Annotated in this window: 10 protein-coding genes; 9 read left to right on the forward strand and 1 reads right to left on the reverse strand. The window is 58.5% G+C overall.

Annotated elements, in window-relative coordinates; translation table 11 throughout:
* Positions 1–2: 2 nt before the first annotated feature.
* The gene (locus R2940_09490; protein ID MEZ4600012.1) at positions 3–920 is read right to left on the reverse strand and encodes an RluA family pseudouridine synthase; all 918 of its coding nucleotides are present in this window, start codon (positions 918–920) and stop codon (positions 3–5) included.
* Positions 921–1055: 135 nt separating this feature from the next.
* Between R2940_09490 and smc the strand changes: the two genes are divergently transcribed.
* The 9 genes from smc (at position 1056) to tyrS (ending at position 11726) form a co-directional block, all read left to right on the forward strand.
* Complete coding sequence (smc, locus tag R2940_09495) at positions 1056–4574, forward strand: chromosome segregation protein SMC (GenBank protein ID MEZ4600013.1); 3519 nt, start codon at positions 1056–1058, stop codon at positions 4572–4574.
* A gap of 8 nt (positions 4575–4582) precedes the next feature.
* A complete protein-coding gene (locus R2940_09500; protein MEZ4600014.1) occupies positions 4583–4942 on the forward strand; it encodes a roadblock/LC7 domain-containing protein in 360 nt (119 codons plus the stop codon).
* Positions 4943–4985: 43 nt separating this feature from the next.
* Positions 4986–6410, forward strand: a complete 1425-nt coding sequence (gene ftsY, locus R2940_09505; protein MEZ4600015.1) for a signal recognition particle-docking protein FtsY — start codon at positions 4986–4988, stop codon at positions 6408–6410.
* Between the two features lie 68 nt (positions 6411–6478).
* Positions 6479–6670, forward strand: coding sequence for a cell division protein ZapB (locus tag R2940_09510; protein ID MEZ4600016.1), 192 nt, complete (start codon positions 6479–6481; stop codon positions 6668–6670).
* The gene (locus tag R2940_09515) at positions 6667–6948 is read left to right on the forward strand and encodes a cell division protein ZapA (protein ID MEZ4600017.1); all 282 of its coding nucleotides are present in this window, start codon (positions 6667–6669) and stop codon (positions 6946–6948) included. The genes R2940_09510 and R2940_09515 overlap by 4 nt, the downstream gene beginning before the upstream one ends.
* Before the next feature lie 411 nt (positions 6949–7359).
* A complete protein-coding gene (locus R2940_09520; GenBank protein ID MEZ4600018.1) occupies positions 7360–7929 on the forward strand; it encodes a 5-formyltetrahydrofolate cyclo-ligase in 570 nt (189 codons plus the stop codon).
* A gap of 128 nt (positions 7930–8057) precedes the next feature.
* Positions 8058–9620, forward strand: coding sequence for a ribonuclease Y (rny, locus tag R2940_09525; protein ID MEZ4600019.1), 1563 nt, complete (start codon positions 8058–8060; stop codon positions 9618–9620).
* A gap of 79 nt (positions 9621–9699) precedes the next feature.
* Complete coding sequence (locus R2940_09530) at positions 9700–10482, forward strand: TIGR00282 family metallophosphoesterase (GenBank protein MEZ4600020.1); 783 nt, start codon at positions 9700–9702, stop codon at positions 10480–10482.
* Between the two features lie 26 nt (positions 10483–10508).
* Positions 10509–11726 carry a tyrosine--tRNA ligase gene (gene tyrS, locus R2940_09535; protein MEZ4600021.1) on the forward strand — a complete coding sequence of 406 codons (1218 nt, stop codon included), beginning with the start codon at positions 10509–10511 and terminating at the stop codon, positions 11724–11726.
* Positions 11727–11944: the final 218 nt, after the last annotated feature.

Raw genomic sequence — 11944 nt, forward strand, 5'->3', positions numbered from 1 at the left:
CTTCATTCGGGCGTGGGAAGACCCGCGGCCGTCAGGATCTTCGACAGATGGGACGGCAGGGGGCAGGTCACCTGCTGCCTGTTTTGGGTTATCGGGTCCGGCCAGGCCAGGTGAAAACAGTGCAGAAAGGGGCGAGCCAGATCCGGCAGCTCCGGACCGCCGTAGCGGAGGTCCCCGACCAGGGGATGGCCGGCTTCCGCCATCTGTCGCCGGATCTGATGAGTCCGGCCGCTGATCAGTTCCAGCCGCAGCAGCGTGAGGTCATCGGTTCCGGCCAGGATCAGATAGCGGCTGGTAGCCTCTTTTAATTTACCCTTGGCGGGGATGGAAGAGATCAGAAGGCCCTCGCTGGGAGTATCGGTACCGCGAGCCATTACTCCACTCGTATCCTCGCCCTGAAAACGGCCCTTGGCCAGAGCAAAATACATTTTTTCCATTTTGCCGTCCATCATGACCCTGCCAAGGAGCCCGGCCGCCTTGCGGCCTTTTGCGAACATTACCGGGCCCGAGGTGCCGACGTCAAGACGGTGCACCGGTGAAGCACGGAAAGGATCCCTCCGTCTCTTCAGCAGGGCCTGAACGCGGTCGCAGAGATTGTCCCCTTCGTGCCCGACACTCCCATGCACCGCCAGTCCGGCCGGTTTTAAGACGACCAGTGCAAGCGACGTTTCCAGAAGAATGTCAACAGCCATGGTTTCGGTGGCCAGAAAAAGTTCTTTTAAACGTTTGCTTTCAGGCAGCAGCAGCCTGTCTCCGCTTTTAAGCACGGTTGCCGCGCTCGCCGGCGTCTGTTCCAACAGCACCTTCCCACTTTTCAACAATTGGGCCAGGTAGGACTTGGGTGCGGCCGGAATCCGCCTTTGCAGAATTTCCAGACTGGTGAGGCCGTTTTCCTCAAGATTAATCAACAGTATTTTCATGCCGCCATCATATCCCGGCGCTCGTCAGCAGGCAAGCTGAAGAGTGCTTGCAGAGCCCGTAAATTTCTTTACATGAATGAGGGTGCTTGCTAACATGACCCGCCTTGTCATGCGGGTTCAGATGGAATAATCGGGATGCAGATCAAGCGAATCGAAATTGTCGGTTTCAAGTCCTTTGTGGATCGGGTGGCACTCGATTTCAGCGAAGGGATTTCCGCTGTGGTCGGTCCAAACGGTTGCGGGAAAAGCAACATCGTCGATGCGATTCGTTGGGCCATGGGGGAACAGAGCGCCAAGAATCTCCGCGGACTGGCTATGGAGGACGTCATATTCGGCGGCAGCGAGAGCCGCAAACCGATGGGCATGGCAGAGGTTTCGATGGTGTTCTCCAACGAGAGGGGACTTGGACCCGCCACTGTCCGCGACTATCCGGAAATCATGATCACCCGGCGGCTCTACCGCAGCGGCGAGAGCGAATACCTGCTCAACAAGACGCCCTGCCGCCTGCTCGACATCACCGAACTGTTCATGGATACCGGGATCGGCGCCCGCGCCTATTCGATCATAGAGCAGGGCAAGATCGGCATGATCCTCACCGCCAAGCCCGACGACCGCCGATTCCTGATCGAGGAGGCGGCGGGTATCAGCAAGTTTAAATCGCGCAAGAAAGCGGCCTTGCGCAAGATCGAAGCCACCCGGCAGAATCTGCTGCGCCTCAGGGATATTATCGGCGAGGTTCGGCGTCAGCTGAACGCATTGAACCGCCAGGCCCGCAAGGCTGAGCGGTATCGCGAATGCCGGGAGGAGTACAGGGAGATCGAGATCCGCTTCGCTCTACAGCGGCTCCAGATCATACAGCGGGATTTCGCCGCCGAGGAAAAGGCCGCGGGGGAGCAGGAGAGACAGCGGGAAGGGCAGGAATCCCGGGTTCAGAGCCAGGAACTGCACCTGGCAGAAGAGCGGCTGACCCAGACAGCCGCCGAGAAGGACCTGCAGCAGGGGCAGGAAAGGGTCTTCCATCTCACCGGGGAATTGCAGAAAATCGAGACCCGGATCGAGTTCGATGATAAGGAGCGGGCCAATCTTGAACGGCAGAAAGAGCAGCTGACGGCCGAGTCGGAGGAGTTGCATCGGCAGCTGGAAGAGTCGGCGCGGGAGGAACGGGAGCTGCTCGAGGGCGAAAGCATCCTGGCGGCCGAACTGGAGCGTGAAACCAGGCGGCTGGCCGAGGAGGAAGCAGCGTTCGGCGAGCTGGGAGGATTGGAGGAGAGTCTGCTCGCCGCGCTGGAAAAAGCCCGCCACGAACTTTTTGCCATCGCCGGAGAACTGTCCAGGCTGAGCAGCCGTCGCGAAGACATCCGGCGGCGCGTCGAAATTCTGGATGAAATGCTGAGCCGCAAACGCCAGGAATCGATTCTCCTCCAGGAAAAACAGCAGGACTGCCGGTTGCAGCTTGCCGAAAAGGAAGATTTTCTGAAAGCCTGCCGGCAAAGGCGGGACTCCCTCCTGCTGGAGCTGGAAACCGCCCGGGAGGCAATCCTTCTTCTGCGTCGGCAGTTGGAATCCAACGAAACCCTGCTCCTCGAGCGGCAGGAAGCGTTGAGCCGCAGCCGGTCCCGACTGGAAAGCCTGGAGACGCTCGAACGGAATCTCGAGGGTTATGCCGACGGGGTCCGCACCCTGCTGGCCGATTCCGTCTGGCGCGAGCGCTGTACCGGCATGGTTGCCGATATCCTGGATGTTCCTGCCTGCCACGAGCAGGCGGTGGAGATGGTCCTTGGAGAGCGTTTGCAGGCCTTGCTGGTCAAGGGGCCCGAAGACGCCCTGGCAGCGCTGGATCTGCTGCGCCGCAAAGGGGGGCGCGGCGCTTTTTTGCTGCCGTCTGTCCCTGTCGGGACTCCTCCCGCTCTGAGCGGTGCAACTCCCCTGGTCGACCTGATTTTTCCCCGATCGGGGAGTGAAGAATTGGTGGCCGCCCTGTTTCAGGGCATTTTCCTGGTCGAGGATCTCAAGCCTTTTATCGGCAAGGTTCCTTTCGGTGTAACTCTGGTCAATCCGCAAGGGGAGATGTTGTGCCATCGCGGCGTTCTGCATGGCGGGGCAGCCATCGGCGAAGGGGAAGGCCAGCTGCACAAACGCCGGGAGATGAAGGAGCTGGCTGCCGCAGCGGAGAGCCTGGAAAAGGCCACCGAGGATCTCAGGCGCCAGCGGCAGCAGCTCAAACAGACTTTCGGGGAGGCTGAAGAAACCCTGGCTGCCTTGGGCAGCGCTCTGCATGCCGAAGAGCTCCGCGCGGCCGACGGCGAAAAGGATCTGTTGCGCCTGCAGGAGGAAGCCGTCCGGCTGCAGGAGCGGAACGAGGTGCTGGCCTTCGAGGAAGAGCAGTTACTCGAGGAGCGGGACCGTCTGCTGCGGGAGAATGAACAGGCCGACGCCCGTGGCTCCGACTTGGAAGAGTTGCGGCAGGAGCAGGAGCGGGCGGTGACCGATCTCCAGCAGGAACTCGAAGAGCGGCGCCGGATGACAGAGTCGGTCAGGGAGAGGGTGACCGCGCTCAAGGTGGCGCTGGCCGGCCTGAAAGAGCGGGAAGAAGGGGGGCGGCGGAATCTGCAGCGCCTGCAGCGTTTTCGAAACGAATCCCGCGAGCGGCTGCAGAGGCTGGAGGAGCGACGGCAAGAAGCAGAGACCAGGCAACGTCAGCTGGCAGAGGCCGGCGGGAAAGCCCGGATCGAACTGGAAGTGCTGTTCAATCGCCGGGAGGAGGAAAAAAGCCGGATCGAGGGGCTCAGGGAGCGTTTTGATGAAAAAACCGGCCAGATGGAGGTCCTGGAGGAGGGGCTGAGGGTGCTGCGCAGGGATCTGGTCGCAGTACAGGAGTCACTGACCAAACGTCAGGTCCGGTTCCGGGAACTGCAGCTGGAACTGGATCATCTGCGGCAGACGGTGCTGGACCGCTACCGCATCGACCTGCTTCAGCTCGAGCCCGATGAGCGGCCATTTGACGAGGAGACGGCTGAACGGCGGCTGTCCGAGCTCAAGGAGCAGCTCGATGACATGGGGGAGGTCAACCTCACCGCCATCGACGAGTACCGGGAATTGGAGGAGCGCTGGCAGTTTCTCAACCATCAGGAGCAGGATCTGCAGACGTCCATGGAAGGTCTGCAGACAGCCATCGCCAAGATCAACCGCACCACCCGCAAGCGCTTCCGGGAAACCTTTCTGGAAGTCAATGCCCGGTTCCAGGAGGTTTTTCCCAGGCTGTTTCAGGGCGGTAAGGCCGAGTTGACCCTGACCGACGAGCAGGATCTGCTGGAAACCGGCATCGAAATCGTAGTCCAGCCTCCGGGCAAAAAGCTGCAAAATGTCGGGCTGCTGTCAGGAGGGGAGAAGGCCCTGACCGCCGTTGCCCTGATTTTCGCCATCTTTTTGATCAAGCCGTCGCCTTTTTGCCTGCTGGATGAAGTTGATGCACCACTGGACGATGCCAACATCAACCGGTTCAATGATATGATCCGTGAGATGTCTGACCGATCCCAGTTTATTATTGTGACCCACAACAAGCGGACCATGAGCATTGCCGATACTTTGTATGGTGTTACCATGGAGGAACCGGGAGTCTCTAAGCTGGTGTCCGTGCGGATGAGTGAAATATAGGAAAATTCATGCCTTTCAAGCACCTGCTGACAGAACTGCTGGAACGTATTCCCGGGGCCCTGGGGGCGATCATTGCCGATTGGGAAGGGGAGGCGGTCGATCACGTGGCCCGAATGGACGATTACGAGCTGCGGGTGATCGGGGCGCACAAGGGGATCATCCTGAGCAATCTGCGCCGGGTACTGGAGCAACTGGGCCGGGACCGCCTTCAGGAAGTCATTATTTCAACCTCCCGCAGCAGGACCCTGGTGCTGCCGGTGACCGAGGATTATTTTCTGGTTGTGACGGCCGATCGCGATGTCGTTCTGGGCAGGGCCCTTTTCGAGTCCCGCCGCTGTGTGGCGCGTTTGAAGAAAGAGATTGCCTGATCCGGAGCCAGGTCGGGCAGTAGTAGAGTTGAGGGGGATACATATGATGATGGAATGGTTCGGCCGCTGGATAGCGGCTGTTATCGATTGGTTGGCATGGACCGGGCTGCCGGAGGAAAACCGGGTCCAGATTGCCTGGGTCTTGCTCGGCATTCTGGCGGCGCTGGCCGTCGTTCTGATCATAGCTCTCGGAGTATCCCTGGTCCGGCGCGGCAAAGCGCCACCGGAGGTCGAAGAAGAACCCGGTCCCCCGGTTCCTCCTCCCATGGAGATGCCTCCGGAAAGGGAGATCCCCCTCGCGGAGGAAGAACCGGCCGTGCCCGAGGAGGAGGTTTCTGCGCCCGCCGAGGAGGGGATGGCGGACAGGGAGGTCGGGATCCCGCTTCCGGAAGAAAAGGTTTCGCTGAGGGCAACGGAAGCTCCTGCCCCTGAAGTCGAGGCTCCGCCCCCTGTCGAGCAGATGGCGCCGCCTGCCCCTGCACCGGAACCTGAAGTGGAGATGCCTGTCCCTGTCGAGGAGCTTCCGCCGGTGGTCGAGGAAGCGCCGGCCAGGGTCAGCCTGTTCGACCGGATGCGGGTTGGTCTGGCCAAGACGAAGACCTCGCTGGTAGGGCGCATCGACGATCTGCTGAGCGGTTCGTCGGCTATTGATGAAGACCTGCTCGAGGAGTTGGAGGAGGTTCTGGTCAGCGCCGATTTCGGTATGAAAACCACCACCGATCTGATGCAATCCCTGGAAAAAAGAATCGGCAGAGGTGAGGCCAAAAAACCGGAAGCCCTTCGCGCACTGCTCAAGGAGGAGATTCACCGGAGATTGCAGATGGAGGCTTCTCCCCTGAACCCGGAATCTTCAGCGCCCTTCGTCATCATGGTGGTGGGGGTCAACGGTGTGGGGAAAACCACCACCATCGGCAAGATAGCCCATCAATTCGTGGAGCAGGGCAAGACCGTTCTGTTGGGTGCGGGAGATACCTTCCGGGCTGCCGCTGCCGAGCAGTTGACGATCTGGGGAGAACGGGCCGGCGTGAATGTCATTTCCCAGAAGGCGGGCTCCGATCCGGCCGCTGTGGCTTTCGACGCCATCAAGGCCGCCCTCGCCCGAAAGGTGGATGTCCTGATTCTCGACACTGCGGGGCGGCTGCATACCAAAGTCAATCTCATGGAAGAACTCAAGAAAATCCGCAAGGTTCTCGATCGCGAATTGCCGGGTGCACCCCATGAGACCCTGCTGGTGGTCGATGCCACGACCGGGCAGAATGCCCTGGTGCAGGCGAAGTTGTTCCAGGAGGCCGTGGCCGTTACCGGCCTGGCCCTGACCAAGCTCGACGGAACCGCCCGCGGTGGCATGATCGTCGCGATCGGCAACGAACTTGGCCTGCCGGTGCGTTATGTCGGCATTGGTGAAGGGATCGACGATCTGCGGCCTTTTGATCCGACCCTTTTCGTAGAGGCGCTGTTCGAACGGTAACCGGTATAACCGCTTGACTTTTGGATACTGTTTACCTAGAATTTTGGCTCAAATGAGGAAGGGTTGCCGTGGATCTGAGCATCGTCATACGACTCGAAGAAAAGATCGATCAGCTTCTGGCGCGAAAGCAGGAGCTGGAGGAGGAATGCCGTAGGCTGACCAATGAAAATACGGCCCTTCTCAGGGAAAAAGAGGAGTTCGGTGCAGAATTGGATCGGATTCTCGCCAAACTCGATCGATTGGGCCAGGAGATCTCTTGAAGCAGGCTGTTCAGGTCACTATTCTCGGTCAGCAGTATACCGTGAAAAGCGAAGCCTCTCAGCATGAGGTGCTTAGGGTGGCCGAGTTTGTAAACGGGCAGATTTCCGATGTGCTCACCTCAGGTCGATCGGTGGATACCCTGAATACCGCCATTCTGGCATTGATGAATCTGGGTGGAGCCTATCTGCGGCTGCAGGAAAATACCGGGTCGGCCGAACAGGACCTGAGGGACAGATTGAAAAAGCTTCTGAGCCGTCTGGAGAAGGCCCTGCCCTGAGATTATGCTGATCCTTGGTCATGAATTCTTTCGCTGGCAAGCAGTATGTGCCTTCGGCACTGATCCGATCTCTGTGAAGAGTTTTCCGGATAGATTTGGTAGACGATTTTCCAAACAGACCTGTTGCCGATGGTCTGGTTTGTCCGACTTTAAAGTCAGATTTCGCAAATCCCGCCATTCAATTGGACGGTTGCCCCCTGTTGACTTGTGGGAAGTCATTCCGCGATGGGACGGTCGTTTTCGCGGGAAGTGAATAGCAGGCCATGATCGCCTTAGGGCCTGCAAAGGGACGACCTGCCATAAAAACCATTATGGCAGATTGAGCCGCTGACCTTCGGACCGATAGTCAAAAATCCTGCCTGTCTGTACCCTTCTGCAGAGATCGCCGTTTCCCGCGGAGATCGCTGATCCATGCCCAAAAAATCGATCAGAGCCGAGGTTCTCACCAGGCGCCGGCACCTGGCGGCGGAGACCTGCCTGCGGTGGAGTCTGTCGGCTCAGGAGCGGCTTCTGGAATCTTCTGAGTTTCGCAGGGCGGCCGCCGTTGCCCTTTACAGCCCTGTGCAAAATGAGGTTTTTACCGAAATGCTTTTCCACCAGGCTGTCCAGCATGGCAAGCTGGTGACTTATCCAAGGGTTCGCGGCAGCGAGCTCGAATTTGTCCAGGTCGATGAGTCGTCCAACCTTCAACCGGGCGCTTTTGGCGTTCTGGAGCCAAGGGGGGACCGGGTTGTTGAAACCTCCCGCCTGGACCTGGTCGTCGTTCCCGGAGTCGCCTACGACCGGGAAGGCCACAGGCTCGGCTATGGCAAAGGGTTTTACGACCGTTGTCTGCATGGGAAGCGGCGTCCCCGTTTTTTAGCCGGCCTCTGTTTTGAATTGCAGATAGTGAACAAACTACCGGCGGAGGCCCATGACGTTCGTATGGACATGGTGATGACGGAGAATTGCCGTTACGATTTTCCTCATGCCGCCGGATAACCCCAATAGTTTCCTTCCTGCTTTCTGGAAGGAACATGAGTGTTTCCTGTCGGAAGTCATCTGTTTTCTGCGGCCACCCGCCCAGGAAAAGAGATGCCTCGGGGAGGAAGCCGAGGAGGATAAAGGTCTTGAGCTTACAACTCGCACTGACAATCATCGTTGCCGCCCTGGCCTCCGGGGTCGGGTTGGGCATGCTGCTGCGCCACAAGCTGGGCGAGGCACGCCTTGCCACGGCTAAACAATCTGCCGAACTTATTATTTCAGAAGCGGAAAAAGAAGCGGATATCATTCGCAAAGAAGCGGTCATTCAGACCAAGGACGCAGTTTTTCAGGCAAAATCGGAATGGGAAAGCGAGGCCAGGGAGCTGCGTCGGGAGCTCCAGTCACTCGAGAAGCGGCTGCTGCAGAGAGAGGAAAACCTCGATCGCAAGGTGGAACAGCTGGATCTCCGTGACGCTGAACTCGGCAAGCGGGAAAAGCGTCTTGGTCAGCAGGAGGACCGGATCAAGGGGTTGGAGCAGGAAGTCGAACAGCTGGTGAACGAACAGCGGGACAAGCTGGAGAGGCTCTCCGGCATAACGGCTGAAGAGGCCAAGCAGCTTCTCATGGACATGATGGAAAGCGAAGCCCGTCATGACGGCGCCAAGCGGGTCAAGCAGATTGAGGACGAGGCCCGGGAAACGGCTGACAAAAAAGCCAAGGAGATTCTGGCCCTGGCAGTGCAACGGTATGCCGGCGATTATGTCGCGGAAAAGGCAGTCAGCGTCGTGCCGCTTCCTTCCGACGAAATGAAGGGCCGCATTATCGGCCGGGAAGGCAGAAACATTCGTGCCATAGAAGCTGCCACCGGCATCGATCTCATTATCGACGACACCCCGGAGGCGGTGATTATCTCCGGATTCAATCCCGTGCGGCGGGAAGTGGCCCGTATTTCGCTGGAACGGCTCATCGCCGACGGCCGCATCCATCCTGCGCGTATTGAGGAAGTGGTCAACAAGGCGGCTCAGGATGTGGATACCGCCATCCGGGAAGCAGGTGAACAGGCGACCTTCGACGTCGGTGTCCACGGCATCCATCCCGAACTGGTCAAGCTGATCGGCCGGCTCAAATACCGGACGTCCTACGGGCAGAACGTGCTGCAGCACTCCATCGAGGTGGCCTTTCTCTGCGGTATCATGGCTGCCGAACTCGGTGTCAACGTCAAGCAGGCCAAGCGGGCAGGACTGCTGCACGACATCGGCAAGGCGGTCGATCATGAGATTGAGGGGTCTCATGCCATCATTGGTGCGGATCTGGCGCGAAAGTATGGTGAAGCTGCCAAGGTGGTTCACGCCCTGGCCGCCCATCATGAAGACGAAAAGCCAACGACCGTCCTCGCCGTTCTGGTCCAGGCCGCCGATGCCCTTTCCGGAGCCCGGCCGGGCGCCCGGAGGGAAATGCTGGAAACTTACGTCAAACGGCTGGAGGACCTGGAAAGAATCGGCACCTCCTTCAAGGGGGTGACCAGCTGTTTCGCCATTCAGGCCGGGCGGGAGATTCGGGTCATGGTGGCCAGTGACAAGGTTTCGGATGTCGAATCCCATGTGCTGGCCAAGGATATCGCCCGCAAGATAGAGGGTGAAATGACCTATCCTGGCCAGATCAAGGTCAATGTCATTCGCGAAACCCGGGCTGTCGAGTTTGCCAAGTAGACCGAGGCATCCGGTTGAACTTTCGCTTTCTCATCGCTCCAGGTCACGGTGTCCGGTGAGAAAAGCTACGGAGTAGGATTTGAGAATTCTTTTCATCGGCGATATTGTTGGTCGGGCCGGACGGCAGGCGCTCTCCAGCCGGCTCCATCGCCTGGTTGACGAACATCTGGTTGACATGGTCGTCGCCAACGGCGAAAACGCCGCCGCCGGGTTCGGATTGACGGCCAATATCGTCGGCGATCTTCTCGATATGGGTGTCGACGTTATCACATCCGGCAACCATATCTGGGACAAGCGGGAGATTTACGATCACCTGGATCGGCAGGAACGCCTGCTGCGACCTGCGAACTACCCTCCCGGTTTGCCCGGGAGGGGGTGCGGGGTTTTCACGACGAGTGCCGGTCTTCAGGTTGGGGTGATCAATCTCGAAGGCCGGGTTTTCATGAACAACCTGGACTGCCCCTTTCGCACGGCCGCCTCCCTGATTGAAAAATTGCGGCAGCGCACCCCGATCATCCTGGTTGATTTCCATGCCGAAGCTACCAGTGAAAAAGTGGCGCTCGGCTATTTCCTCGACGGACGGGTTTCAGCTGTGGTTGGTACTCACACCCATATTCAAACCGCCGACGAAAGGATTCTTCCCGGGGGCACCGCCTATATTACCGATGCCGGCATGACCGGCAGCCGCGATGGGGTCATCGGCATCCGCAAGGAGCTGGCCATCGAAAAATTTTTGACCCAGCAGCCGGTTCGCTTCGAGGTGACCAAGAACGATCCCTGGCTGTGCGGAGTGCTGATAGAGGTAGATGACGAAAACGGGCTGGCTCTAAAAATCGAGCGGATTCAGCAGTCGGCGGACTGAATAAAAATTCTGAACAGGAACGAGTCATGATTTCAGTACAGGAGCAGATGGCAGTCATTCGGCGCGGCGCCGTGGAAATTTTGGTGGAGGCGGAGCTCGAGGAAAAGCTCCGGCAGTCGATTGCCTCGGGTGTGCCGCTGAGGATCAAGGCGGGTTTCGATCCGACCGCCCCCGATCTTCACCTCGGTCATACCGTCCTGATCCAGAAGCTCAAGCAGTTTCAGGATCTCGGCCATGAAATCTGTTTCCTGATCGGGGATTTCACCGGAATGATCGGAGATCCGACCGGAAAGAACGAGACCCGCAAATCCCTCTCCCGGGAAGAGGTGCTGAGAAACGCGGAAACCTATAAGGAACAGGTTTTCAAGATCCTCGATCCGGAAAAGACCCGGATTGTTTTCAACAGCGAATGGATGGGCAATATGAGTGCCGCGGATCTCATCGGTTTGGCCTCCCGCTACACCGTGGCCCGCATGCTGGAACGGGACGATTTCCACAAAAGGTTCGCCGGCCAGCAGCCCATCGCGATCCACGAATTTCTCTACCCCCTGGTACAGGGCTACGACTCGGTGGCTTTGCAGTCCGATGTGGAACTCGGCGGAACAGACCAAAAGTTCAACCTGCTGGTCGGTCGGGAATTGCAGAAGCAGGAAGGGCAGAAGCCGCAGTGTGTATTGACCATGCCGCTGCTGGAGGGCCTGGACGGGGTCAACAAGATGAGCAAGTCCCTCGGCAATTACATCGGCATCACCGAACCGCCCAAGGAAATATACGGCAAGGTGATGAGCATTTCCGATGAACTGATGCTGCGCTATTATGAATTGCTGTCCGATGTCGATCTTCAAACCTTGAGCAAAATTCGGGACGGAGTTTCAGGAAAACCGGGCGGAGCCCATCCCATGGAGAGCAAAAAGGCTCTCGCCAGGGAACTGGTCGCCAGATTCCATGATACCGATGCGGCATGGCAGGCCGAAGAGCATTTCATCCAGCAGTTCAAACAGAAGGAGATACCGGATGATATTCCCCTGGTCGAGATCAGCCTGAAGGAGCCTGTATGGATCTGTCGGTTGCTGACTGAGGCCGGTCTCGTCAGCAGCAACGGCGAGGCGCGGCGGCTGATCAAGCAGGGTGCCGTACGTCTCTCGGGCGAAAGGGTGAACGACGCCGAGCAGGAAATCACCCCTGAAGGCGAGATCGTACTGCAGGCCGGCAAGCGCCGGTTTGCCCGGGTGGTATTCGGGTAGAAAAAATTGTAAAAATTTAGATTGACAGTGAGGGGGGCCTGCCGTATATTGCACCTCCCTTGCAAGGGGACGGTGGCGATGGCCTCCAGCCCAGGCAAGATACGATCTTTAAAAATTTGCGGTTGGAAGAAAAAAGTGTCCTTGACAAGGGATGACGCGCTGGGCTATAAACGGCGCCTGTTGCAGAAAGGCGCTCCGAGAGGGGCGGGTGAGTAAGC

The organism is Syntrophotaleaceae bacterium, from assembly GCA_041390365.1.
GTDB lineage: Bacteria > Desulfobacterota > Desulfuromonadia > Desulfuromonadales > Syntrophotaleaceae > JAWKQB01.